19 protein-coding genes and 1 riboswitch are annotated in these 24,457 nt (G+C 66.2%); of the genes, 10 read left to right on the top strand and 9 right to left on the bottom strand.

What is annotated here, in order from left to right:
- Nucleotides 1-214: 214 nt before the first annotated feature.
- From OKA11_RS01410 to OKA11_RS01395, 4 genes are all read left to right on the top strand, one after another.
- On the top strand, nt 215-652 hold the full coding sequence (locus OKA11_RS01410; RefSeq protein ID WP_267218447.1) for a hypothetical protein: 438 nt from the start codon (nt 215-217) through the stop codon (nt 650-652).
- A gap of 20 nt (nt 653-672) precedes the next feature.
- Nucleotides 673-2,208: a PepSY-associated TM helix domain-containing protein gene (locus OKA11_RS01405; RefSeq protein WP_267218446.1), complete on the top strand. Its 1,536-nt coding sequence runs from the start codon at nt 673-675 to the stop codon at nt 2,206-2,208.
- Nucleotides 2,205-2,474, top strand: a complete 270-nt coding sequence (locus OKA11_RS01400) for a DUF3325 domain-containing protein (protein WP_267218445.1) — start codon at nt 2,205-2,207, stop codon at nt 2,472-2,474. Before OKA11_RS01405 ends, OKA11_RS01400 begins: the two co-directional genes overlap by 4 nt.
- A gap of 193 nt (nt 2,475-2,667) precedes the next feature.
- On the top strand, nt 2,668-3,204 hold the full coding sequence (locus tag OKA11_RS01395; RefSeq protein ID WP_267218444.1) for a helix-turn-helix domain-containing protein: 537 nt from the start codon (nt 2,668-2,670) through the stop codon (nt 3,202-3,204).
- 30 nt (nt 3,205-3,234) lie between these two features.
- Here the strand turns inward: OKA11_RS01395 and OKA11_RS01390 are convergent, their stop codons facing one another.
- The 7 genes from OKA11_RS01390 to OKA11_RS01360 form a co-directional block, all read right to left on the bottom strand.
- Entirely contained in the window at nt 3,235-4,287 is a 1,053-nt protein-coding gene (locus OKA11_RS01390; protein ID WP_267218443.1) for a threonine aldolase family protein, read from the bottom strand.
- Between the two features lie 57 nt (nt 4,288-4,344).
- Nucleotides 4,345-4,452: riboswitch (SAM-I-IV-variant riboswitch) on the bottom strand.
- A gap of 57 nt (nt 4,453-4,509) precedes the next feature.
- On the bottom strand, nt 4,510-5,823 hold the full coding sequence (pncB, locus tag OKA11_RS01385) for a nicotinate phosphoribosyltransferase (protein WP_267218442.1): 1,314 nt from the start codon (nt 5,821-5,823) through the stop codon (nt 4,510-4,512).
- A gap of 204 nt (nt 5,824-6,027) precedes the next feature.
- A complete protein-coding gene (gene arsB, locus OKA11_RS01380) occupies nt 6,028-7,065 on the bottom strand; it encodes an ACR3 family arsenite efflux transporter (RefSeq protein ID WP_267218441.1) in 1,038 nt (345 codons plus the stop codon).
- A 4-nt stretch (nt 7,066-7,069) separates the two neighbouring features.
- A complete protein-coding gene (locus OKA11_RS01375; protein ID WP_267218440.1) occupies nt 7,070-7,606 on the bottom strand; it encodes a GNAT family N-acetyltransferase in 537 nt (178 codons plus the stop codon).
- Nucleotides 7,603-8,016 carry an arsenate reductase (glutaredoxin) gene (gene arsC, locus OKA11_RS01370; protein WP_267218439.1) on the bottom strand — a complete coding sequence of 138 codons (414 nt, stop codon included), beginning with the start codon at nt 8,014-8,016 and terminating at the stop codon, nt 7,603-7,605. Before arsC ends, OKA11_RS01375 begins: the two co-directional genes overlap by 4 nt.
- Nucleotides 8,017-8,026: 10 nt before the next feature.
- On the bottom strand, nt 8,027-8,356 hold the full coding sequence (locus OKA11_RS01365) for an ArsR/SmtB family transcription factor (RefSeq protein WP_267218438.1): 330 nt from the start codon (nt 8,354-8,356) through the stop codon (nt 8,027-8,029).
- Between the two features lie 90 nt (nt 8,357-8,446).
- Entirely contained in the window at nt 8,447-9,439 is a 993-nt protein-coding gene (locus OKA11_RS01360; RefSeq protein WP_267218437.1) for a LacI family DNA-binding transcriptional regulator, read from the bottom strand.
- A gap of 365 nt (nt 9,440-9,804) precedes the next feature.
- On the opposite strand from OKA11_RS01360, the gene OKA11_RS01355 reads away from it, so the two are divergent.
- Nucleotides 9,805-11,100, top strand: coding sequence for a sugar MFS transporter (locus tag OKA11_RS01355; protein ID WP_267218436.1), 1,296 nt, complete (start codon nt 9,805-9,807; stop codon nt 11,098-11,100).
- 56 nt (nt 11,101-11,156) lie between these two features.
- Here OKA11_RS01355 and OKA11_RS01350 read toward each other — a convergent pair whose 3' ends face one another.
- Both OKA11_RS01350 and OKA11_RS01345 read right to left on the bottom strand, forming a co-directional pair.
- Nucleotides 11,157-12,497: a metal-dependent hydrolase family protein gene (locus OKA11_RS01350; protein ID WP_267218435.1), complete on the bottom strand. Its 1,341-nt coding sequence runs from the start codon at nt 12,495-12,497 to the stop codon at nt 11,157-11,159.
- Nucleotides 12,498-12,600: 103 nt separating this feature from the next.
- A complete protein-coding gene (locus OKA11_RS01345; protein WP_267218433.1) occupies nt 12,601-14,502 on the bottom strand; it encodes a putative bifunctional diguanylate cyclase/phosphodiesterase in 1,902 nt (633 codons plus the stop codon).
- A gap of 370 nt (nt 14,503-14,872) precedes the next feature.
- Between OKA11_RS01345 and OKA11_RS01340 the strand changes: the two genes are divergently transcribed.
- Genes OKA11_RS01340 through bcsD form a run of 5 tightly spaced genes read left to right on the top strand, consistent with a single transcriptional unit; the run spans nt 14,873 to nt 24,417 of the window.
- Nucleotides 14,873-15,289: a hypothetical protein gene (locus tag OKA11_RS01340; protein ID WP_267218431.1), complete on the top strand. Its 417-nt coding sequence runs from the start codon at nt 14,873-14,875 to the stop codon at nt 15,287-15,289.
- Entirely contained in the window at nt 15,289-16,026 is a 738-nt protein-coding gene (locus OKA11_RS01335) for a cellulose synthase operon protein YhjQ/BcsQ (RefSeq protein WP_267218430.1), read from the top strand. The genes OKA11_RS01340 and OKA11_RS01335 overlap by 1 nt, the downstream gene beginning before the upstream one ends.
- On the top strand, nt 16,023-20,507 hold the full coding sequence (gene bcsA, locus OKA11_RS01330; protein WP_267218429.1) for a UDP-forming cellulose synthase catalytic subunit: 4,485 nt from the start codon (nt 16,023-16,025) through the stop codon (nt 20,505-20,507). Before OKA11_RS01335 ends, bcsA begins: the two co-directional genes overlap by 4 nt.
- Nucleotides 20,504-23,959 (top strand): cellulose biosynthesis protein BcsC, encoded by a 3,456-nt coding sequence (locus OKA11_RS01325; RefSeq protein WP_267218428.1) that lies wholly within the window; start codon nt 20,504-20,506, stop codon nt 23,957-23,959. The genes bcsA and OKA11_RS01325 overlap by 4 nt, the downstream gene beginning before the upstream one ends.
- Nucleotides 23,956-24,417: a cellulose biosynthesis protein BcsD gene (gene bcsD, locus OKA11_RS01320; protein ID WP_267218427.1), complete on the top strand. Its 462-nt coding sequence runs from the start codon at nt 23,956-23,958 to the stop codon at nt 24,415-24,417. Before OKA11_RS01325 ends, bcsD begins: the two co-directional genes overlap by 4 nt.
- The last annotated feature ends 40 nt before the right edge of the window (nt 24,418-24,457 follow it).

The following is a 24,457-nucleotide window of genomic DNA, read 5'->3' as shown; positions in this document are numbered from 1 at the left end:
GGCCCCGAGGCAGGGATAAAAGCAGGCGGCTAACGGCATATTCACCATGGCCCCTGTCAAATGTCCGTAAGGGGTGTTTCCGGGGGTCGGGGCGGATGCGCGCCAGGCGTGGCAGCGATTGACAACCCCGCGGCCGGGCTTATACACGCGGTCAATGCGAATAATTCGCAATAGCGTTCTCTAAGCCCGATCGGGAGTGTCTCCAAATGCCGCCATGCGTTCCGACCGCTTCGGCTCGCGCCCACCGGCACCTCCTGCCGATCCCGACGGTAGCCAGGGCGCGCGCTTCGCGATGACCCCCGCCGAGATGGCCCATCCCGACAGGACCAGTCCCTTGCCAAGGCAGAAGGCTGCAAAAGGTATCAGCCGCGGCAATCTTGCCGCACGGCTCATCGCGGCGATCCCCGCCAATTACCTGCTGACATCGCTTGCGACGGCAGCACTCGCGCGCCTTCTGGCGCAAGGGCTGGGCGTGCCGCCGGTCGAGGCCAGCGAATCCGCCACGCTGCTGTCCTTCGCGGTGTTTGCAGTGCTGGCGATCGTGGTGTTCTCGGTCCGCTCCATCGCCCGGCTCTGGATCGGGTTCGTGCTGACGGCTGCCGTCATGGGGGGCTGGCTATGGCTCTCGCTGGAGGCGGGAGGCCGGCTGTGAGGGAAAGCCTGCGACAATCGATGGCCTTGGTCCATACCTGGACCGGACTGGTGCTGGGCTGGCTGCTTTTCGCCATGTTCGCGACCGGGACCTCCGCCTATTTCCAGGACGAGATCACCCGCTGGATGCAGCCCGAGATCACCGGATCGGCCGATCCGGTTGCGTCGGCGCAAGGCGCGGCGCGGTATCTTGAAAGGAACGCCGCCGGGGCGGGCTACTGGTACATGACGCTGCCCAACGGGCGCAGTGCCACCACCCAGTTGTTCTGGCAGCCTGCCGACGGCAGCGGTTACCGCGAGGCGGTGGTCGACGAGCAGGGCAGGGAAGTGACCGTGCGCGAGACGCGCGGCGGCTATTTCCTCTACCGCTTCCACTTCGACCTCCATTACCTGCCGGTGATCTGGGCACGCTATCTTGTCGGCATCGCGGCCATGCTGATGCTGGTGGCGATCATTTCGGGCGTCATCACCCACAAGAAGATCCTCGCGGACTTCTTCATGCTGCGCTTCGGCAAGGGCCAGCGTTCATGGCTCGATGCGCACAACGTCAGCGCCGTACTGGCGCTGCCGTTCCATGCGATGATCACCTTCACCGGCCTCGTCACGCTGGCCTCGATGTACATGCCCTGGGGCGTGCTGGCGAACTATGCCGCGCCAACGACGTTCCAGGAAGCGGTCTTCGGCACCTCGCACGACGGTGTCGCCGCCGGAAAGCCCGCGTCCCTGCCCGAACTGGCGCCGCTGATGCACCGCGCCTCGGCGGCATGGGGCGGACGCGAGGTGGGGATCGTGCGCGTCACCAATCCCGGCGACGCGGCCGCAACCATCGAACTCACACGCGCCTCGAAGGATGCACTCGGCTCGCGCGGGGAAGTGCTGGTGTTCGACGTGCAAGGGCGGCAGATCGGCGGCAGCCCGGCTCCGGGCCCATCGGTACGGACCGAAAGCGTGATGATCGGTCTGCACGCGGGGCGTTTTGCGCAGCTGGGCCTGCGCTGGCTCTATTTCCTGAGCGGCATTGCCGGCACGATCATGGTGGGCAGCGGCCTTGTGCTGTGGACGGTGAAGCGCCGCCAGCGGCTGCCCGATCCCGAGCATCCGCATTTCGGCTTCCGCCTCGTCGAGCGCCTGAATGTCGCGGCCATAGCGGGGCTTGGGGCCGGTATCGCCGCCTATTTCCTCGCCAACCGGCTGCTTCCGACCGGACTCGCCGCGCGGGCGGACTGGGAAGTGCACACGATGTTCCTCGTGTGGCTCGGCGTGCTGCTCTGGGCCGTGGTTCGCCCGCCCCGCCGGGCCTGGATCGAGGGACTGTGGCTGGCGGCCGCGTTCTTTGGAGCGGTGCCGGTGGTGAACGCGCTGACGACGTCGCGTGGTTTCCCCGTCGACGTCCTGCACGGTGACTGGCTGTTCGTCGGTTTCGATCTGGTCATGGCCGCGCTGGCATTTGCCTTTGGCACTGCCGCCCTGAAGCTCACCCGGCGCTGGAGCGCAAGCGCGCAGGCAGAAGCGGCCCCGCGCCGCAAGACAGCACGTGGCAAGGCTGTAGAGGCATGATCCACTTCACGGCAATCCTGCTGGCGCTTGGCGGCTTTTGCGCGCTTGCCCTGTCGATGACGCGGCATCAGCGCGATCTGGTCGGGCGGACGCTGGCGGCACGGCAGGCGACTGCGGCGCGGATTTCGGGGTGGGTGCTACTTGTTTCAGCGGGCGCGGTCGATGTCGCGGTGCTGGGGGGAGGATACGGCCTGGTCGCCTGTTTCGCGCATCTCTCCGCAGGGGCGTGGCTGACCATTGCGGTGCTGCACTGGCGCCGCCGGTAAGGACGCAAGCGGGCTGCCCGGTGCACCGAAATCCCCCTCTGGGGGCGCCCTATGACACCCATGTCACTTTACCCTCATGTCACTTTGCCGGTGGCCGCTGGTAAAGTGACATAGATGGAAAAATTCACCCGGAATTCGCGCAGGACGCCGATTGTGGATTCACAGCGATTCGCATCTGTGCTTGATTCGTTCCATGTTGGAATTGCCGCTCACGCAGCCATTGCCGGTCGACCGCGGACTGGACCTGCCCGGGATCATGCGCACGATCGCCGATCACTCCGCCCGCCCGCGCTACACCTTCATGGTGCTTGACCTGATCGCGCGGGTCGCGGGCAGGGGCGGGGCTGCGGGCCCGCTGGTCCGCGACGGGGAACAACTGGTGCCTATCCGGGAGTGGCTTTCCGCTGCCATCGCGCCCAGTGCGGCCCGTCACCATTACCGCAAGGCGACCATCGAAGCTGTCCGGCGCGACCTTGCATCGCGAGGCATGCTGCCTGCCGACAGGCAGGAAGCCGAGCGCATGGTGGCGTGCGAGGTGGCGGACAGAGTACGCATCTCGGGCATGACGGCGGTCAGCCGTGCGGTGTCGGAACTGGTCAAGGCGGGTCTGGTGAAGCGCCATTACCAGGGATACCGGGTGGACCATTGCAACCGCGGCGCGCAGCGCCAGGCGGTCTATACCGTGCCGGGCCACGTGCTGGCCGCATTGACGCGCGGAGCCGTTGCCTGAAGCAGCGACGGCTCCGCGAACCGTTCCGGCTCAGGCGGCGCGCCGGCCTGCAAGTGCGCTGGCGGCACGAATGTCGGCGGCAAGGTCGTTCACCACTTCCGGCATCGCATCCCATGCGAACATGAAGCGCGCGCCGCCGCCGATGAAGGTGTAGAAACGCCAGCCACGCGCGCGCAGTTCGGCCAGGACTGCCTCGGGCGCGCTGAGGAAGACGGCGTTGGCCTCGGCCGGGAAGATCAGTTCGATGTCGGGCAGATCGGCCACTTGCGCGGCAAGCGAGGCGGCGCAGGCATTGCCGTGCGCGGCATTGCGCAGCCAGGCGCCGCTTTCCAGCATGCCGACCCAGGGCGCCGAAAGGTAGCGCATCTTCGAAGCGAGCTGGCCGGCCTGCTTGCAGCGATAGGAAAAGTCCTCGGCCAGCGCGCGGTCGAAGAAGATCACGGCATCGCCTACCGCCATGCCGTTCTTGGTTCCGCCAAAGCACAGCACGTCGACGCCTGCCTGCCAGGTGATCTCGGCGGGCGAGCAGCCGAGGCTCGCGCAGGCATGGGCAAATCGCGCTCCGTCCATGTGCAGCTTGAGGCCCAGTTCGCGGCAGACCGCCGAAATCGCTCGCACTTCCTCGATCGAATAGACAAGGCCGGTTTCGGTGGGCTGCGTGATCGTCACCACGCGGGCCTTGGGGAAATGGATGTCCGAGCGGCCGGTCGCCAGCGCGCGGATCGCATCGGGCGTGATCTTGCCGTTGTCCGAAGGCGCCAGCAGCAGCTTGGAGCCGTTCGAGAAGAACTCAGGCGCGCCGCATTCATCGGTCTCGACGTGGGCCGAGGAGGAGCAGATCACGCCGTGGTAGGACTGGCAGAGCGAGGCGAGCGCGAGCGAGTTAGCGGCGGTGCCGTTGAACACGAAATAGACGTCGCAATCGCTGGCGAACAGCGCGCGGAAGGCGTCGGCAGCCTTTTGGGTCCACTCGTCCTCGCCATAGGCCGTCGCCGAACCGGCATTGGCGAGCGTCATGGCTTCCAGCGCCTCGGGGCAGATCCCGGCGTAATTGTCACTGGCGAATTGCTGTACTCGGTTCACGTGCGTCTTCCCATGCTCAGGCGGAGCAGGGCGCAAGAACGAACGAAATGTGGCGCAGGAAACCCGTTTTGTTGCCGGTTCGGCCACATCCCTCCTTGCTGGAGGCACCACCTTGCCCGGTAGGCAGGTTGGTGTCGGACGTCGGCCCGACTCTTGATGCTGAAAGCGCCCATAGAAGCCGGCGGCGGGCCGGTCAAGAACCGATCCCGCCGCGGCGAAAGGTCATACTTCGGGGGTGCGGGCGTTCATGCCTTCCTGGCCGAAGATGCGCAGGTAACGAGCGACTTCCGCCGTCGTGCCGGTGGCCTTGGCGGGGTTGTCCGACAGCTTCACCGCGGGCTGGCCATCTGCCTGCATCACCTTGGCCACCAGCGAGATCGGTTCGAGACCGGCGCCGCCGGCCGGATCGCAGCCGCGGAAATCGTTGGTGAGATTGGTCCCCCAGCCAAAACTCATGCGCACCCGGCCATGGAAGTGGTGATAGGTCCGCTCGATGGTTTCGATGTCCATGCCGTCGGAAAAGACCAGCAGCTTCTCGCGCGGATCGCGGCCGTGCTCCTGCCACCAGGCGATGATCTGCTCGCCCGCCTCGATCGGCGGCATGCTGTCGGGCCGGAAGCCGGTCCAGTCGGCGACCCAGTCGGGGGCGTTGCGCAGGAACGCGGCGGTGCCGAAGGCATCGGGCAGGGCGACCAGCAAGTTGCCGTCGTAATGGGCGCGCCACTCTTCGAGAACCTGGTAGGGCGCCGCAGCTATGGCTGCGTCGTTGCCGCCGCGCCCTGCGAGCGCGGCCAGGACCATCGGCAGTTCATGGGCATTGGTGCCGGTCGCCTCGAGGTCGTTGTCCATCGCCAGCAGCACGTTGGAGGTGCCGATGAGCCGGTCGCCAAGCCCTTCCTTCAAAGCCTCCACGCACCAGCGTTGCCACAGGAAGCCATGACGCCGCCGGGTGCCGAAATCACTGACGGCGAGGTCGGGCAGGGCGCGCAGGCGTTCCACCTTGTCCCAGAGCCGGGCCTTGGCGCGGGCGTAAAGCACATCGAGCTCGAAGCGTCCGCGCCCCTTCAGGACCGCGCGCGAGCGCAGTTCGTTGACGATCGCGAGTGCAGGGATCTCCCACATCGTGGTGTGGGTCCAGGGGCCGGGAAAGCGCAGTTCGAACTGGCCGTCGACCTTGCGCAGTTCGTATTCAGGCAACTGGAAATCGGCAAGCCAGGCGATGAAGTCCGGCGCGAACATGCGCGCCTTGCCGTAGAAGCTGTTGCCCGCCAGCCAGATCAGCTCCTTCTTGGAAAAGCGCAGCGTCCGCGCGTGATCGAGCTGGTCGCGCAGTTCCTGCTCGTCGATCACATCGGCAAGACGCACGGTGCGCGTGCGGTTCACCAGCGAGAAGGTGGCCTGTACGTCATCATGGAGATGACGGATCATCTGCAACATCAGCAGCTTGTAGAAGTCTGTGTCCAGCAGGCTGCGGACGATCGGATCGAGGCGCCATCCGTGATCGTAGGTGCGCTTGGCGATATCGGTGACGTTCATGCAGGCTCCTGAAAGCGGATATGCGCGTCTGCCGTCATGAACCCTGCAGCGCAAGGAGAGAGTTCGCCCGCATCGAACGCCATCCCGGCGGTCTCGTGCCGGCCATCTTCGCGCCCCCGGATCAGGCGATCAGCCAGTCTGCGACGTGCCGTCGCGGTGAGCAGCCCCTGAACAAGGCGAACTGATAATATATCTTATGTTAAATTATACCGACCTTGCGGTGACCCCGCGTTCGTACCAAGGACGCGTGCGCTTCACCAAGGCGACGATCGACAGCATCACCGGCACTTCCACCAGCACGCCGACCACGGTGGCCAGCGCCGCGCCGGAGCCGAGCCCGAACAGGCTGATCGCTGCCGCGACGGCCAGTTCGAAGAAGTTAGATGCGCCGATCAGGGCCGATGGCCCGGCGACGCACCAGTCCACGCCCAGACGCCGGCTGAGCCCGTAGGCAATTCCGGCATTGAGATAGACCTGAAAAAGGATCGGAACCGCGATGAGCACGATGACCAGCGGCTGCCGCACGATCTGCTCTCCCTGGAAACCGAACAGCAGGACCAGGGTCAGCAGGAGGCTGGCCAGGCTGAACGGTCCGACCGCCGAGAGAAAACGATCCAGGCGGGCGCCCCCGCCACGCAGCAGGGCGCGGCGCAGCACCTGCGAAACGAGCACCGGAACCACGATGTAGAGGCCCACGGACAGCATCAGCGTATTCCAGGGCACCGTGATCGAGGCAACTCCTAGCAGCAGGCCGACAAGCGGCGCGAAAGCGATGACCATGATGAGGTCATTCAGCGCGACCTGGCTCAAGGTGTAGTTCGGCTCTCCGTCGACAAGGTTGGACCAGACAAATACCATCGCCGTGCATGGTGCCGCGGCCAGCAGGATCAGCCCGGCGATGTAGGACGAGGAGGCTCCGGCCGGCAGCATCGGCGCGAAGAGATAGCCTAGGAAAGCCGTCCCCAGCAGCGCCATCGAGAACGGCTTGATGGCCCAGTTGACCAGCAGTGTCACGCCGATGCCGCGCCAGTGCCGGCGCACGCTGTGCAGCGCGCCGAAGTCGACCCGCAAGAGCATCGGCACGATCATCAGCCAGATCAGCACCGCAACGACGAGATTGACCCTGGCCACTTCCATCGCGGCAATGGCCGCGAATGCCCCTGGCGCCAGATGACCGAGCGTGATCCCGGCAACAATGCACAGTGCCACCCACAGCGAAAGATAGCGTTCGAACAGCGACATGCGATCATTCCATCGTTGAATTGTCGGGGGCCGAGCCAGTGCCCTCCCCTAGCGCGATTTGCATATAGACCGTGTCGAGCCAGCGCCCGGCCTTCCAGCCCATGCCGGTCAGCCGCCCGGCATGCGCGAAACCGCATGCCGCGTGCAGCGCGACCGAAGCAGGCTCGCCGCCGCCGATGACCGCGACCATGCAGCGAAAGCCGTGGGCCTCGGCCGCCGCCAGCAACCCTTTCAGCAAGGCCTTGCCGATACCGCCGCCACGCCGGTCATGGGCCACGTAGATGCTGTCCTCGCAGGCATAGGCATAAGCGGGCCGGTCACGGAACTGCGTGGCATAGGCATAGCCGACCAGTTCGGACCCGTAGCTGGCGACGAGAAAGGGCCAGCCGCGCGCGGTGATGGCCAGGATCTTCGCCTCGGTTTCGGCGACGCCCGGAGGCACCACGTCATACGTCGCAGTGCCATGACGGACGTGATGGGCGTAGATCTCGGCGATCGCCGCGGCGTCGGTGCGCCGTGCCGGGCGAAGCGACGGCGTCATTGCCCCGGGGTTCCCACGATCTCGCCGTCTTCCTTTACGAAAGCGGGTAGCGCCCCGGCGGGGAGCAGATCGAGCACCATTTCGGAAGGCCGGCACAGTTTCACCCCGAGCGGAGCGACAACCAGCGGGCGGTTGATCAGGATCGGATGCTCCATCATCGCATCGATGAGCGCGTCATCCGCAAGGCTCTCGTCGCCCAGCCCCAACTGCGCGAATGGCGTGCCCTTCTCGCGCAGCAGCGTGCGCGGGGTGATGCCGGCCCGCGCGATGAGCTGGACCAGCAGTTCGCGGCTCGGCGGTGTCTTCAGGTACTCGACGACATGCGGTTCGATACCGGCGCTGCGGATCATGGCGACGGTGTTTCGCGAGGTGCCGCAGTCGGGATTATGATAGATCACGATATCGGTCATGGTCGCCTCTTCAACAGCAGGTGAGTTCGGCCAGCAGCGGTGCGCAAAGCTCGGTGCGGCCCTCGCAGCAATCCCGGGCCAGGTAGACCAGCAAGGCCCGTAGCGCATCGATGTCGGCGCGCTGGATCTGTTGGCGCCCCTGCTTGCGTGATTGCACCAGACCGGCTTTCGCGAGGATCGCGAGATGGCTGGAAAAGGTGCTCTGGCTCAGCTGCGAAGCGTCAACCAGGGCGCCGGTCGCGAGGCCGTCCGGCTCATTGCGGACCAGCAGGCGAAAGGCCTCGAGCCGGGTCGGGTGAGCCAGCGCGGCCAGCATGGAGAGCGCGGATTCGGTATCCATGCATCGTGATTATTCGATGCATGGTGCAAGGTCAATAAACCATCGACTAATCTCGATGCCTTGTCTGCCCTCCGCCCGTCACCGTCACCGTCACCGTCGCGGTGCAGGGCCGGTGCTTTCGCGCCGCACGAGTTCGAAGCGGAACTCGGGGGCCTCGTCGACGTCACCCACCAGCGCATCGACCAGTGCCCTGCCCATCTCTTCCAGCGGCTGGCGCACCGTGGTGAGCGGCGGCCAGGTGGTGGCGCTGGCAGAGGTATCGTCAAAGCCGACGATCGAGAGATCCGCGGGTACTTTAAGTCCGCGCCGATGGGCGCAGGTCATCACCCCGAGCGCCATCGCATCGTTGGTGGCAAAGATCGCCGTGGGGGGCGGATCCTGGGCGAGCAGTTGTCCCGCCGCCTGCTCACCCGAGGCAAAGTCGAAATCGCCGGCGACAAACATCGGGTCGATCGCAAGCCCACTCGCGGCGCTCAACCCGTCGCGAAAACCCTCGACGCGGGCCTGTGCCGCCCGGTGACCGGCAGGCGGCGTGATCACGCCGATGCGGCGGTGCCCGAGTTCGATCAGATGGTCGGCGATCATGCGCCCGGCCGCCCGTTCCGGCGTCGGGATGTTGAAGCTTTGCGCCATGATCGAGCCGGCAAGCCGCGCACAGGACAGATTGAGTTCGGACAGATGCTGGAGCAGCGCCTTGTCGTCTGACAGCGGCGGGGCCAGGAACACGCCGTCGGGCCGCAACGCGGCGACGAGGCGGTCGAGAATCTCGAAGCGTTCCGGCCCGTCCAGCGGCATCGGCTCGACGACGAGGTGATAGCCAAGTTCGCGGCAGCGGTTGGCCGCACCGACCTGGAGGGCCGACGTATAGCCTGGGGTCGGATTGTTGTAGAGAAACGCCAGCATGAAGGAGCGCCCCCCCGCCAGCCGCCGCGCCGACTGATTGGGTCGATAGCCAAGACGTTCGATCGCCCCGGTCACCCGGCTGCGCAGGTCCTCGCTGACGTTCGGAGCCTTGTTGACAACGCGGGACACGGTCTTGATGGAAACGCCGGCTGCGGCGGCAACGTCACGAATACTGGCCATCCGCTACCTGTGGCACATTCGCGTCGTCCTGAGAATGGGCTCCGGTGATCGAGACGGGCTTGATCACCGTGCCGATGCAGGCTAGAAGCGCGGTACAACGTTGTCATCTCCTCCAAAACCGACAGCGTTGGCACCCGGGTGCAGGTCTCGCGCAAGCGATGCCTGCACCCGGATGACAACAACAAGAACGATATGGGAGAACGAAGCCGGACGCCGGCAAGGCAGCGCCTGGAGGGGCGATCCACGCGGCGGCTCATCCGGGGGCATCCGGCAGCGACGCAGGCTATCGGCCAATCCCATAAGTTCCTGAAACGTAGTCCTGAAACGCGCGTCCCACGCGCCCGGCAGCAACAGGTCGAGCCCTCATGGCCCTTACATCCGCTATCCCGCAGAGCGAATCGAACGACGAAGTGCCAGGTGGCTACGTCGATGCGCCTGAACTGCGCTATTTCGTCATGGCGCTGTTCTTCATTTTCGGCGGCATCACCAGCCTGAACGATGTCATCATCCCCAAGCTCAAGGAGCTGTTCACGCTGAGCTACACGCAGGCGATGCTGGTGCAGTTCTGCTTCTTCACCGCCTATGCGGTGATCGGCATTCCCGGCGCTATGCTGGTGCGCAAGGTCGGCTACATGCGCGGCGCGGTCGCCGGGCTGGCGATCATGATCCTGGGCTGCCTCGCCTTCATTCCGGCGTCGCAGACGGCAACCTACTGGCTGTTCCTGGCCGCCTATTTCGTGCTGGCGGCGGGCGTGGTCATCGTCCAAGTCGTCGCCAACCCGCTGATCAGCCTGCTGGGCAAGCCGGAAACGACCAGTTCGCGGCTGACCTTCGCGCAGGCCTTCAACTCGCTCGGCACGACGCTCTTCCCCATCGCCGGTTCGGTGCTGATCCTGGGCAGCCTTGCCAAGGTCTCCGCCCATGACCTCACCGGCGAAGCGCTGGATGCCTATCGCCGCGCGGAAAGCCAGGCGATCGTCCATGGTTACCTCGGCATTGCCCTTGCCCTCGCGCTGGTCGCCCTCGCGGTCTGGACCTTCCGCAATCGCCTGCCCCCCGAACAGCACGGCGATCACAACGGCTTTGCCGGTTTCGACCTGTTGAAGCGCCCGCGCTTTTCCTATGGCGCGCTTTGCATCTTCCTCTACGTCGGCGCCGAAGTCTCGATCGGTTCGCTGATCGTCAGCTATCTCATGCAGCCCCACGTCATGGCACTGCCCGAACAGTCCGCCGGCAAGCTGATCGGCCTCTACTGGGGCGGTGCGATGGTCGGGCGCTTTGTCGGCTCGGCGGTGCTGCGGGTGCTCAACCCGGCGCTGGTCCTAACCTTCAACGCGGCCATGGCGATCGTCCTGCTGGCGCTTTCGGTAACTACGGCGGGCCATGTCTCGGGCTACGCGCTGCTGGCGGTCGGCCTGATGAATTCGATCATGTTCCCGACGATCTTCAGCCTCGCCTGCGAAAAGCTGGGCGCCCGCGCGGCAGATGGCTCGGGCATCATCAATGTCGCGATCTGCGGCGGCGCGCTGGTGCCGCTGGCGACCGGCGCCATTGCCGACCTGACCGGCGGCAATCTCGGCATCGCGCTGCTGCTGCCCGCACTCTGCTACGGCGTGATTGCCGGTTTCGGTATCGTTGCCCGGCGTCCTGCCTCCGCCTGATCCGATAGCCTGTCCATCGATCCCCGGTCGCCGTGCGGCAACCGGGGATCCTGCGATCAGATCTGCGGCTGTCCGGCGGACTTGACGATCGCGCCGCCCTTCATGACGAAGCCGACGTGCTCCAGCACCTTCACATCGCTGAGCGGATCGCCGTCCACCGCGATGACGTCGGCATAGCGCCCCGCCTGAAGGGTGCCGACATCCGCGCTGCCCAGAAGGTCCGCGGCATTGCCGGTCGCGGTCTTGATCGCATCCATCGGCGTCATCCCGGCCGCGACCAGCAGCGCGAATTCCTGGGCATTCTCGCCGTGGCTCGAAAGACCGAAGGTATCCGTCCCGAACGCGATCCTGACACCGGCCGCGTAGGCATCGTGAAGGTTGCGGCGCAGCAGGGGCGCGATCGTCAGCGCCTTTTCGGCGGTCGAGGGGTTGAGCTGCTCGGGGTGCTCCCTGGCCCGCTGGTAGACCCGCTCGCCGACCAGCATCGTGGGCACCAGATAGGCCCCGTGCTGCTTGAACAGCTTGTAGCTGGCAGCATCGGCATAGGAACCGTGCTCGATGGAATCGACGCCCAGCGCGATGGTGTGATCGATGGCGTCCTTGCCGTGGGCATGGGCCGCGACCTTCATGCCCAGCGCATGGGCAGTATCGATCACCGCCTTGATCTCGTCGTCGGTCATCAGCTGGTGACGCGGGTCGTCGCCGATCGACATGACCCCGCCCGAGGGCATGATCTTGATGAAGTCCGCCCCTTCCCGCTTCAGCCGGCGCACGGCCAGGCGCGCGGCATCGGGACTGTCGATCACGTTGTCGCTGACATGCGGGATGTCGGCGAACTCGGGACGCAGGCCGTTGACCGCGTCGCCGTGGCCGCCGGTCGGGCCGAGCGGGGTTCCGGCCACCCACATGCGCGGGCCCGGCACCACTCCGTCCTCGATCGACTTCTTGAGCGCGACGACAACTTGCGTGTCGGCCCCGCAATCGCGAACCGAAGTGAACCCGGCCAGCAACGTGTTGCGGGTGAAGACGGTGGCCTCGATGGCGTCCTCGTAATTGGTCCGGGTGACGCTGTTGCGGATCGGGTCTCCGGCGTGCCAGCCAGCGGTGATGTGATCGTGCGTGTCGATCAGGCCGGGCAGGACGGTCTTGTCCGAGAGGTCAACCACGTCGGCGCCTGCGGGCGTGACAAAACCGGGCTGGATCGCGGTGATGCGCTGGTCGGTGATGAGGATCGACACGTTCTGGCGCGGCGCCGCGCCGGTGCCGTCGATCAGCCGCCCGGCGTGGATCACCACTTCGCGGGCATCGGCAGTGCCGATCGCGCAGGTTACGCAGGCCAGCGCCAGCAGACTGCACGAGAGTTTCGTCGCGCGGCTTGAGAGTGTTTTCCGATTCATCGTGCAGCCCCCTGAAATAGTGCGAAAACACGGTCGCCCGGCGCTTCGCTGCAGTCAATTCGTTTTCGGGCAACTGCCGTCGATCGTCCCCACTTTGTGTTCGTCAGGCGATCCGTGCGTCGATCTCGGCCAGTGCGGCGGGACGTGCCAGGCAATAGCCCTGCCCGTAGCGGAACCCCAGTTCGCGCGCCGCTTCCAGCTGGCCCTCGGTTTCCACCCCCTCGATCACGCATTCCAGCGACATCGAGTGCGCCAGCGACAGGATCCCCCGGACGACCCGCCGCCCCGCCGGATCCTCGATCCGTCCGGTGAAGGTCTTGTCGATCTTCAGGATGTCGAGCGGCAGTTCCTGCAGCGAATTGAAACTGGAAAAACCGGTGCCGAAATCATCCAGCGCGATCTTGGCGCCGGACGCGCGCAGGCGGTCGATCTCGCGCACTGCCGTTGCGAAGCTCGAGATCAGGGCTGTTTCGGTGATTTCGAAGATGAACCGCCTGCCCGGTTGCCCGCTGCTGGTCATGGCATCGAGGATGGCGTCGACCGTCTCCGGATTGGCAAGGTCTCCCGCGGAAAGGTTGAACGAAACCCTGAGGTGCGCGGGCAACTGCGCACAAGCGGCAATCGCGCGGTCGAACAGCGCGAGCGTGACGACGCGCAGGATGCCGAGCTTCTCGGCCGCCGCGACCAGGGTTTCCGGCGGAACCGGCCCTGCGACCGGAGAGGTCCAGCGGGCCAGCGCTTCGACGCAGACGGCGGCCTTGCTCTGGATGTCGTAGATCGGCTGGAATACCAGCGCGATCTCCTGAGCGAGATCGGCCGTTTGCAACGCGGATTCGACCAGCTGATCGGCGCGGATGAGCTGCTCGAACAGGTGGGAGAATTTCACGCAGTGGCCGCGTTGGTGCCGTTTGGCGTGATAGAGCGCAAAGTCGGCGCGGTCGAACAGCTTGTTGGCATCGCTCCCCGAGAGCGGATAGGCGGCGACGCCGCCGGAGGCGCCGACTGCGATCTGCATGCCGTCCAGCGGAACCGGCTCCTGCACCACGCGGCAGACCCCTTGCATGAAGTCGCAGGCCTCGTCGATTTCGGCCTGGATGATGAAGCCGAATTCATCGCCCCCCAGTCTTGCGACACTGACGCCCGGTTCGTGCGCCTTGCACAGGGCGACCAGACGATCCCCGATCATCGCCAGCAGCCTGTCCCCCTGGGCATGGCCGTGGGTGTCGTTGACGGGCTTGAAGCCATCCAGATCCAGCAATCCGATCGAAAAGCGGGTCTGCGATGTCGCCTCGCGCAGCAGGGCCTCGAGCTCCTCGAAGAACCGGCGCCGGTTCGGCAATTGGGTCAGTGCGTCGATACGTGCCAGGCGCGCACTTTCGGCTTCCAGGCGCTCCGCCCGGCGCTGGCCGATGATCAGGGCGCTGCGCGATTCCTCCAGACTGACGAACGAGGCGAAGCAATCGCGCACGACAAACAGGATAAGGATGGTGATCAGGCCGGTCGAACAGGCGATGGACAACCGCTCCTCGCTGCCCTGCTTCACGCAATAGAGCGTGAACATGCCGATCGCGAGCACCGAGATCGCCACCGCAGCCTGGGGCAGATAGGTGAGGCAGAAGATGCATCCCAGCAAAGTGGCGGCAATGAACAGCATCACGTGGCCCTGCTGGGCCGCCGTGCCGTACTGATCGAGTGCCAGTGCCCAGACCAGGAAGACCAGCGTCATGGTGATGCCGAGCACGGTCGTGCGGCGCATGATGGCGCGCGCCTGATCGCCGGTGATGGCGGCGGGGTCGATCGGACGGGTCCAGGCGTAGATCCGCTGAAGACAGGCGAGCACCAGCACGGATGCGACCACCACTGTCAGGTAGAGCGGTGCAACGTGACGGTGCGTATAGGCGAGCGCTGCCGCGTTTACCGCCAGCACGCCGTACAGCGGCGGGATATGTCGCCGAAGGCGCAGGAATTGCGCCACCGGCAGGTCGGGCAGGCCTTCCTTGTCCACGTCTTGATCCTCTGACGTCAAATCTTCGTTATAGGCAGATTGTTCCCGAATGCGGACGCGCTGCTGAATTTGATGCGTCCTTTCATAAAAATAAGACAACATCCCTAATCGCCGGACAAGCAAAGTGAACGAACACAGCAAATCTTCAAAAATAGCGGTGTATTTACTTGGAAATACAGGAATAAATCGCCGGAACTCACTCGAATTGGAGTGCTTGATTGACCGCCCCCGCGCACAATGCGATCGGCGGTGGAATGCCGCAATGCACCACGAAATGCGCGGATTTTGTCGAAAACGCTTTGCAGCGTGATTTTACAGTATATTAACCACTTTTAATCAGTATGGCGGAAGAGACTGGGGACCTGGCACCATGCGGATTGATGCAAGAAACCTTCTGGACCGGTTGGGCCGAAGCGATTTCAGTTACAAGGAATTCGAGGATCGGTTTACCGATCTGGAGCTCTGGCCGATCCTGGAGGCCTTGCTGCGCGATCCGCGCCTGCAGGCGCTGGATCAGCCCGCTCTGCAGGTTGCCAAGTCTGCCACGCGCGGCAACGGCGAAGCTCCTGCCCCGGACGAGCGGGTGCCGGAAGCGCCCAAGGAACAGATCCAGGTCCTCTTCAGCCGCTACGAACACGGCTCCGAACCGGCAGCGAAAGCCTCCGCCCCCGCGCCTCACCCCGCCGATTCGTCGGGCGACGTCCGGGCGCTGCTGCGCCGCCTCTCGGCCGCCGTCGAGACGGAAGGCGCCGCCACCGGCACTGCTCCGCGCGAAGGAGACGCCTGATGCCCGTCATTCTCTGCCACGGACCCAAGGGCGGCACCGGCACGACCTTTGTCGCCGCGCACCTCGCGATGGGGCTGTCCGCCGAAGGTGCCGACGTCACCGTGCTGACGTTTGCAGCGCGCGATACGATGCCGCTTCATTTCGGCCTGTCGCAGGCGATCAGCCTTCCTTCGCTGACCGCGCCTGCCGACGAGGCGGTGCTGGTCGGCGGCATCAACTTGCGCCACTGGACCCGTTCTGCCGACGATGCCGACCTGCTGCCGATGCTGAACGATCTCGGCTATCTCTCGCCCGGCAAGGACCGGGTCATGGTGCTGGACGTTCCGTCAGGCGACTGGCGCGCCGCACGGCGCATCGCCCAGGCTGCCTGCGCCCACGTCTGCCCCCTGACCGTGCAGCCCGACAGCCTGGCCCTGCTCCCGCAGATGTTCGACGAAGCCGGGACCGACGGCCTGTCGCGCACGGCCTTTGTCATCAACGCGCTTGACGAGACCCGCCGCCTGTCCCGCCACGGCGCCGCTTTCGTGCGCGAGCTGGCCGGCCAGCGGCTGGTGGGCCGCATCCGCTCCGACGAAGCGGTGCCCGAGGCGATGGCGATGCTGCAACCGCTGTCCCGCTACGCCCCGGCCAGTGCCGCGCTCAGCGATGTGCGCGCGATTTCGGGCAAGCTGGTCGACGCGCTTCATTCCACCGATCCGGTCTGGATCGCCCCCTCCGCGGCGAGCCGCGCTGCATGACGGGTAGGGTTCTGCAGCGGGGAGTACTGCGGTATCTCGTGATCGCACTGGTCGTGATGATCGCGGCGCTGGTCGTGAGCGTACCGCTCGACAACAACGCGCAGTGGATCTTCGCGGCCGTCGCGGTCGGCGGAACCTTGCTCATGCGGCGCTGGCCGGGCCGGAAGGGCGCGCTGGCGCTGGGTCTTCTGGCACTGCTGATGTCGACCCGCTACATGTTCTGGCGCACGACCCAGACCTTGGCCTTCGGCACCTTGCCCGAATTTCTGCTGGGCGGCGGGCTCTATCTCGCCGAACTCTACGCCTGGGTGATCCTGGCGCTTGGCTTCCTCCAGACCAGCTGGCCGCTCGACCGTCCGGTGATCGAGCCCAACGGCCCTTCCGAGGAATGGCCCACGGTCGATATCTACATCCCGACCTACAACGAAAGCCTCGACATCGTGCGCAACACGGTGTTCGCGGCGATGGATCTGGACTATCCGGCCGACCGCTACCGCGTCTTTATCCTCGATGACGGCAAGCGCGCGGAATTCCGCGCCTTTGCGCGTGAAGCAGGCTGCGGCTACATCACCCGCGACAACAACCTGCACGCCAAGGCGGGCAATCTCAACGCGGCGATGACGAAGACCGACGGCGAGCTCATCGCCATCTTCGACTGCGACCACGTGCCGACCCGCGCCTTCCTCCAGCTCACCGTCGGCTGGTTCCAGAAGGACCCGCGCCTGGCCCTGCTGCAGACGCCGCACCACATGTATTCGCCCGATCCGGTCCAGCGCAACCTCGCCGGGGTGATCGACGACATGGCAGGCGAAGGCGACTTGTTCTACGGCCCGGTGCAGGGCGGCAACGACTTGTGGAACGCGGCCTTCTTCTGCGGCTCCTGCGCGATCATCCGCCGCGAAGCGCTGATGGAAACCAATGGCTTCGCCGGCGAGACGGTGACCGAGGACGCCCACACCGCGCTCAAGCTGCAACGCACCGGCTGGAACACCGCCTACATCAGCGCGCGGCTTTCCGCCGGGCTCGCCACCGAGCGCCTCGTCCTGCACGTCGGCCAGCGCATCCGCTGGGCGCGCGGAATGACGCAGATCCTGCGCATCGACAATCCGCTGTTCGGCCCCGGCCTCACCTGGCAGCAGCGCCTCTGCTACCTCAACGCGATGCTGCACTTCCAGTATCCGCTGCCGCGCATCGCCTTCCTGACCAGTCCGCTTGCCTACCTGATCTTCGGCCTCAACATCATCCAGGCCTCGGCCTCGCTGATCTTCGCCTATGCCCTGCCGCACCTGTTCTGCGCCTCGGCCTCGAACTTGCGCACGCAAGGGGCGGACCGGCGACCGTTCTGGGGCGAGGTCTACGAGACCATTCTGGCCTTCCACCTCGTCAAGCCGACCTTGATGACATGGTTCCAGCCCCGCAAGGGCAAGTTCAACGTCACCGACAAGGGCAGCCTGCTCGATCGCACCTATTTCGACTGGGCGATCGTCAAGCCTCACCTCATCACCATCGGCCTGCTGCTCGCCGGGATCGCGCTGGCCGTGATCAAATGGGCGTTTTTCCCCTACATGTTCAACGTCCAGACCGACACGCTGGTGCTGAACATCTCGTGGGCCGTGTTCAGTCTCGTGATCCTGATCGCCGCCGTTTCGGTGGCGCGCGAAACCCGCCAGGCGCGCAAGGACATCCGCATTCCCGTGGAGCTGCCGGTAACGGCCTACCTCGCATCGGGGCACGTGCTGGAAACGCGCACCCTCGACATCTCGATGGGCGGCGCCGCCCTTGCCCTGCCGCAAGGACGACCGGCGGGAGACAATGCCGTGCGCCACATCACCATGGCGATGGGCGACGAAGTCCTGTCGATCCCGGTGGAAACCCTGCGCACGACCGGCGACCGCGCCTTCGTGCGCTTCCAGCAGCTTGACGTCCTGGCCGGACGCCACCTCGTGCGCGCCGTGATGGGCCGTGCCGATGCCTGGCAACCGGCCTCGCCGCACGTCCAGGTGACCGGCCTGCGTTCGCTGGCCGACATCATCATCGTCGACATGGTGACCATTAAACGTATGCTTCGCCTCAATTTTGCCGAACGCCGCGCCATGCGCCGGGAAGCCGAGCTTGCCGCCCTCATCGCGCCTTCGGCCTCCGTCGCGGCCACGCCCGCCGCCCCTGCCCCGGTTTCGCCGTCGCCAACCCGCAAGGCGCGGGTCATCAGCCTCGGCAAGGCAGCCGCGCTGGCCTGCGCACTCGCGCTCGGTCTGGCGACGATCGTGCTCGGCTCGCGCGAGGTGCATGCCGCGCCCGTTCCCGCAAAGCCAGCTGCCGCTGCGGCAGGCGATGAAGCCGGGGCCGCACCCGCGGCCGGCACCATCGCGGAGCGGCTGACGCTCAAGGACATGCGCATCACCAGCCCGATCCGCCTCCAGGGAACCCAGGGGGAAATCGGCATACCGTTCGGCATGCGTCAGGACCGTGTGGTGACTTCGGCGGCCATGACCCTGCAGATGGCCTGGTCGCCGATGATGCTCGACAACATGAGCCATCTTGTGGTGATCCTCAACGGCGAGGCGGTGCAGACAATTCCGCTCTCCCGTGCCGATGCGGGCGGCCGCGCGCTGCGCATCGCAATCAACCCCGCGCTGTTCCTGCCGGGCGACAACCAGCTCAACTTGCGCCTGGTCGGCCACTACGCGAGCGACTGCGAGGATCCGTTCAACTCGGTACTCTGGGCGAATATCAGCAACGTGCGCTCGTGGATCGATTTCCAGTATCAGCCGCTGCCCTTTGCGCCTGACCTTGCGCGCATGCCCCTGCCCTTCTTCGACAAGGGGCAGAACCTGCCGCTGACGGTGCCCTTCGTGTTTGCCGGCCAGCCCCGCAAGGGCGAACTGGAAGCGGCCGCGGCCACCGCCTCCTGGCTGGGCTCGCTCGCCAGCTACCGGGGCTTCTCGTTCAAGCCGGTCTTCGGCGCCTTGCCCAAGGGCAACGCCGTGGTCTTCCTCAAGCAGGGCCAGTCAATCCCCGGCCTCGCCATCGCACCGCCCAGCGGCGCTTCGGCCGCCGTCGTGCGCAACCCGGCCGATCCTTCGGGCACCCTGCTGGTCCTGATGGGCCGCAGCGACGGCGAATTGCGCCTCGCCGCCGGTGCCGTCGCGCTGGGGCGCGGCGTGTTCGGCGGCCAGCGCATGACCTTCGACGACGTGCGCATCCCGGCCTGGAAGCGCTACGGCGCGCTGCGCTGGATCACGACAGACCGGCCGGTGAAGCTGGGCGAGATCATGCCCGCCTACGCGCTTCAGGGCATGGGCTTCCGTCCCGGGCCGCTGAGCACCAGCTTCCGCGTCGCGCCCGACCTGTTCTTCTGGCCGCGCGAAGGCGGGAAGCTGAGCCTGGGCTATCGCTATCCGGTTGCCCAATGGCTCGACAAGCGCGCCTCGCGTCTCGACGTCTCGCTCAACGGCCAGTACCTCAAGTCGCTGCCGATGGGCTCCACCTGGTGGAGCGCGCTGCTCGGCGCCAACGGCGTGCGCAGCCAGGATTCCACGGCGACGCTGCCGCTGCCGCGCTACAACCTGTTCGGCCAGAACGAACTGACGTTCGACTACAACATGGTCATTGCCGACAAGAAGAAGTGCACCGGCACCCTGCCCGAAAACGTGCGCACTTCGCTTGATCCGGACAGCACGATCGACTTCTCCAGCGCCTACCACGCGATCATGATGCCCGATCTCGCCACGTTCGCGGGGGCCGGTTTCCCCTTTACGGTGGCGCCGGACCTTGCCGAGACGACCGTCGTGATGGCCGATGCCCCCTCGGCGGCAACGGTCGAGGCGTTCCTCGGGCTGATGGGCCGCTTCGGCGATTCCACCGGCGTGCCGGTAACGGCGATCACCATCACCTCCAGCGTCGATCCCTCGCGGCTCGACAGCCAGGACCTGCTGGTGATCGGCGGCTCGCAGCTCGCCGGCGGCAGCCTGTTCGACAGCGCCCCGGTGCGTTTCGTGAACGGTCATCTCCAGGTCTCGGAACGCTCGCCGCTGCAATACGTCACCTCGCTCTTCGGGGGCATGCGCAGTGACGATCCCGCCGACGCGGCACCGATGGTCTACAACGCCCGGGGCTTTTCCGGCATCGTCAGCTTCCGCTCGCCTTACGCCTCGGACCGCACGGTCGTTGCCGTGCTGGCCGATGATCCCTCGGCCCTTCCCGGCCTCGTCGACGGCATGGCCGACGTGAAGTTCAACGCCTCGATCCAGGGTGATCTCGCGGTCACCAAGGGCGACGGCATGGCCAGCTTCGCGATCGGCGACCGTTACTGGACCGGCTCGCTGCCGGTCTGGATGAAGCTGGCCTACTGGTTCAGCCAGCGCCCGATGCTGATGGCGATCTTCGCGCTTGCCCTTGCCGTGCTGCTGGCAGGGCCTGCCTATCTCTACTTCCGCGGCCAGGCTGCCCGCCGCCTCGGCAATACGGACGACACCGCATGACCGTAGCCCGCAAACCCCTGCGCCTGGCCTGCCTGGCGCTGCTCCTCGCCTCGACCGGGGCGGAAGTGGTGAGCGTGGGGGTCGCCTCGGCGCAGGATAGCGGCGTCGCCGCGCTGCTGCAGCAGGCCCGCTACTGGCGCTCCAAGGGGCGCGAGGATCTGGCCCAGCAGGCCTTGCGCCGTGCCCGCGCGCTCGATCCCAACAATCCGGCAGTGGTCCAGGCGATGAACGGCGGCGGCAAGGCGGCTCCCCGGCCCGCCGCTCCGGTTGCGGCAAAGCCCGCCGCCGCGGCCTCTGCCAAACCCGCTGAGCCGCGTCAGACCGGCAATGCGGCCTCGGCATCGCGGTCCGGCCCAAGACCAGCCAATCCCGCACCGGCCAAACCCGCGCCCTCCTCCGCCAGCAACCGCGCCGGACAGGCCCGCGTGGCCGGTTTCGCAGCCATTGAGAAGGGCGACCTCGACGGCGCGGCAAGCCAGTTCCAGCGCGCACTCGCGGTCAATCCGCGCGATGCCGATGCCCTTGGCGGCCTTGGCATCGTGCGCCTGCGCCAGAGCCGCTTTGCGGAATCGGCCGATCTGCTGGGGCAGGCCTCGCGCCTCGGCCGCGCCGAACAATGGAGCAGCGGCCTTGCGGCAGCGCGCTTCTTCGCCGGCCTTGGCGAGGCCCGCGACGCCCTGGCGCGCGGCGATCTGACGGCGGCACAGACCACTGCCGAAGCCCTGGTCCACTCCGGTTATCCGCAGTCCGGCCCGGCGGTCGAACTGCTCGCCAACATCTACGAGCAGCAGGGCCGCCATGCCGATGCCGCCGAACTCTATCGGCAGGCCGGGCAAACCGGAAACGCGAGCAGTGCCGACGACAAGCGCCTGCAGGTCAGCGCGGCGCGCAGCCGCGCGCTTGCCGCCGCCGCTGCCGGTGACGATCTGGGCGCCACGCGCGAGTTCCAGAACGGCCTTGTCGCCGATCCCGAGGATCCGTGGATCCGCTACGAATTCGCCGAGTTCAACATCAAGCGCGGCCGGGTCCCGGAAGCCGAGGCCTTGCTGCGCTCATTGGTGTCCAAGGGCAAGCCCGACGCGCTTTATGCCGCCGCGCTGCTCAACGCCGACCTCGACCGCCCGGCCGAGGCCAGCCGTCTCATCGACATGATCCCGGAAACCCAGCGCACGGCCCAGATGCGCAGTTTCGCGGTGGGCGTGAAGACCGACGAGGCCATCGCCCGTGCCAAGGCCATGGGCGCTTCCGGCCAGAGCGCGCAGGCTCTCGCCTCCTTGCGCCAGCTCGGCTCGATGAGCGGCATCCCGGTGGGCAAGCAGGCGGCGATCGCCAATGCGCTCTACGACCTCGGCGATACCGCCGGTGCCGCTGCCGTCGCGGAAAATGCGACGCGCGGCAATGCCACCAGCATCGAAGACTATGAAGGGCTGATCGGCACGCTGGCCCGCGTCGGCCGCGACGATCTTGCCCGCGACATGCTGCAACGCGCCGGATCGCTGGCCGGCGGCTCGGCGGACAGCCAGCGCGCCTATGCCCGGATGAACGGGGCGCTGATGGTCTCGCAGGCCGACCGCGCCCGGCTCGAGGGGCGTTTTGCCGAATCCTTCGATATCCTGCAATCTGCCTGGAGCGCCGCGCCCGACAACATGGACGTGCTGGCCGGGCTGGCCCGCCTCTACCAGAGCGGCCGGATGCCGGCACGCGCGGCGCAGGCCTGGCAGCTGGTGCTCGCGCGCAAGCCGGGGGACCGCGACGCCCTGCTCGGACTGGCCGACACCGCGCAGGCGGCAGGCGACGACGACCTTTCACGCAAGGCGCAGAACGACGTGCTGCGGGGCTTCCCCCAGGACTACGAAGTGCGCATGACCATCGCGCGCATCGAACAATCGCGCGGGAACAACCGTGCCGCGGCGCGCTACCTCAAGGAAGCGCGTGCGCTCTACACCGCGCGCCAGGGCGGCACCTCGATCGACGGTCTGGCAGGCGGCAATCCCTTTGCCGCGATGAGCCCAGCCGGCGGCGCCAATCCGTTCCGCAACCAGGCCGTAGCGGCGCCGCAGGCGGTCAATCCGTTTGCCCTGGGCTCCGGCACCCGCCTGCCTTCGGCCGCGTCGCCGGCCTATGCGCCTGCCCAGACTTATGCCGCCGCGCCCTATCAGGCCCCGCCCTATCAGGCCCCTGCGGCAAGCGGCGCAGGAGCCATCCCGGCAGGCGGAACGATCGCCTATTCCGCGCCTTACATGTCCGAGCCGGCCGCGGCTGACGCGTCGAGCGCCTATCCCGCCGATCCCGTCATGGCCCAGATCCAGTCCCAGCTCGCCACCCTGACGCAGGAAACCGGCCCCCGTGTCGATGTCGATACCGGCTACCGGCAGCGTTCGGGCGAAAAGGGGCTGAGCCGCCTCGACGAGATCAAGGGTTCCGTCCGCTTCTCCACCGACGTTCCGACCGGCCGCGTCTATGCCAAGGCCGAGGCAACCGTGCTCGACGCCGGCTCGCCCAGCAAGTCCGGGCAGGCGCGGTTCGGCCAGAATGCCACGATCGAGGCCGACAACATCGTCGCCCAGACGGAGGCGCAGTTCGATGGCCCCGGCAGCGTCAATGCCTCGGGCGTGGCCTTCTCGGCTGGCTATGAAAGCGATTTTGCCCAGGCCGAAGTCGGCACCACGCCGATCGGCATGGGCAAGACCAAGGTCACCTTCCGCGGCGCCGTCACTCCTGAAGTGAGCCCCGGCTTCCGGGTGAGCGCGGTCGCCGAACGCAAGCCGGTGACCGACAGCGTGCTCTCTTATGCCGGCGTCGTCGATCCGGTCAGCAAGGAGCGCTGGGGTCAGGTCCTGCGCACTGGCTTCGGCGGCGGCCTGTCCTACGACCGCGATGGCAGCGGCGTCTATGGCGAGGGGCGCTACTACCGGTTCACCGGGACCAGGGTCGTGCGCAATGACGGCTTCGAGGCCAATGTCGGCGGTTACCTGCGGGCTTATGCCAGCCCGCATTCTTCGCTCACCGTCGGGCTCAACGTCAATTACCAGGACTACGACAAGAGCCAGAACTACTTCACCTGGGGCAACGGCGGCTATTTCAGCCCGCAAAGCTTCATCTCCGTGGGCTTCCCGGTCAACTACACCCTGAATAACGACCGGTTCGACATGCGCGCCTCGTTCACCCCCGGCTTCCAGAGCTACAGCCAGGATGCCAGCCCGCTCTATCCCACGGATGCGGAGCTGCAGGGGCACCTCGACGATGCCAAGGCGGACGATAACGATGTCCGCTCCTACTACGACGAGAGCAGCAAGACCGGCTTCGCGCTCTCCGCGCTGCTGTCGCTTTATTACAAGATATCGCCAACAACACGGATCGGGGGCGAAACAAGCTATAATACCTTCGGAACCTATAACGAGTTCCGTAGCTTGTTCAGCGTCAGGCAGAACTTCGGGAACACGGGCAGATGAAGTTCCAGTCATTTCCACCACCCAGACACGATACCGACGTTTCCGGCATCGGCGGCGTCGCCTTGCTGGCCACGCTTACCGCCGCGGAGATCGGCGAAAGCGCTCCGCCGGCGCAGGCGCGGGCGTTCTTTTCCTCGGTGGGCAGGCGCGTCGCCGCGCTCGTCCCGCTGGATGACGTCAGCGACGTCGGCGTGCTGGAAACCCGCATCAATGCCTATTGGCGCGATCTGGACTGGGGCCAGATCGAACTCGTCGTGGGTGAGGATGCGATCGTCGTGCGCCATGCCCGCTTGCCGGAACCGGTGGTGCCGGACATGCGTCATGCCTGGCAGGCGATGCTTCTGGGCATTCTCGAAGGCGCCTACGACGCCTGGTTCCGTGCGCTGGGCAGCGGCGCGGCGCTGACGACCCGGGCGCTTTGGAAGGATGACATCATGGAAGTGCGTCACGGTCGGTAAATCTTTTGGCGTTTATGGGTTTCCGGCCCAGGCAAACGAC

Origin of the sequence: Novosphingobium clariflavum, assembly GCF_026420865.1 — a bacterium.
Classification (GTDB): domain Bacteria; phylum Pseudomonadota; class Alphaproteobacteria; order Sphingomonadales; family Sphingomonadaceae; genus Novosphingobium; species Novosphingobium clariflavum.
The sequence above is the reverse complement of the archived record's forward strand: the minus strand, read 5'-3'. Positions and strand labels throughout refer to the sequence as shown.

Coding starts and splice junctions, on each gene's coding strand:
- arsC (WP_267218439.1), bottom strand. CDS start 8,016: ATGACCGATATCGTGATCTATCATAATCCCGACTGCGGCACCTCGCGA.
- OKA11_RS01410 (WP_267218447.1), top strand. CDS start 215: ATGCGTTCCGACCGCTTCGGCTCGCGCCCACCGGCACCTCCTGCCGAT.
- OKA11_RS01375 (WP_267218440.1), bottom strand. CDS start 7,606: ATGACGCCGTCGCTTCGCCCGGCACGGCGCACCGACGCCGCGGCGATC.
- OKA11_RS01395 (WP_267218444.1), top strand. CDS start 2,668: ATGTTGGAATTGCCGCTCACGCAGCCATTGCCGGTCGACCGCGGACTG.
- pncB (WP_267218442.1), bottom strand. CDS start 5,823: ATGAACGTCACCGATATCGCCAAGCGCACCTACGATCACGGATGGCGC.
- OKA11_RS01355 (WP_267218436.1), top strand. CDS start 9,805: ATGGCCCTTACATCCGCTATCCCGCAGAGCGAATCGAACGACGAAGTG.
- OKA11_RS01405 (WP_267218446.1), top strand. CDS start 673: ATGGCCTTGGTCCATACCTGGACCGGACTGGTGCTGGGCTGGCTGCTT.
- OKA11_RS01400 (WP_267218445.1), top strand. CDS start 2,205: ATGATCCACTTCACGGCAATCCTGCTGGCGCTTGGCGGCTTTTGCGCG.
- OKA11_RS01365 (WP_267218438.1), bottom strand. CDS start 8,356: ATGGATACCGAATCCGCGCTCTCCATGCTGGCCGCGCTGGCTCACCCG.
- OKA11_RS01335 (WP_267218430.1), top strand. CDS start 15,289: ATGCCCGTCATTCTCTGCCACGGACCCAAGGGCGGCACCGGCACGACC.
- OKA11_RS01325 (WP_267218428.1), top strand. CDS start 20,504: ATGACCGTAGCCCGCAAACCCCTGCGCCTGGCCTGCCTGGCGCTGCTC.
- OKA11_RS01340 (WP_267218431.1), top strand. CDS start 14,873: ATGCGGATTGATGCAAGAAACCTTCTGGACCGGTTGGGCCGAAGCGAT.
- bcsD (WP_267218427.1), top strand. CDS start 23,956: ATGAAGTTCCAGTCATTTCCACCACCCAGACACGATACCGACGTTTCC.
- arsB (WP_267218441.1), bottom strand. CDS start 7,065: ATGTCGCTGTTCGAACGCTATCTTTCGCTGTGGGTGGCACTGTGCATT.
- OKA11_RS01360 (WP_267218437.1), bottom strand. CDS start 9,439: ATGGCCAGTATTCGTGACGTTGCCGCCGCAGCCGGCGTTTCCATCAAG.
- bcsA (WP_267218429.1), top strand. CDS start 16,023: ATGACGGGTAGGGTTCTGCAGCGGGGAGTACTGCGGTATCTCGTGATC.
- OKA11_RS01350 (WP_267218435.1), bottom strand. CDS start 12,497: ATGAATCGGAAAACACTCTCAAGCCGCGCGACGAAACTCTCGTGCAGT.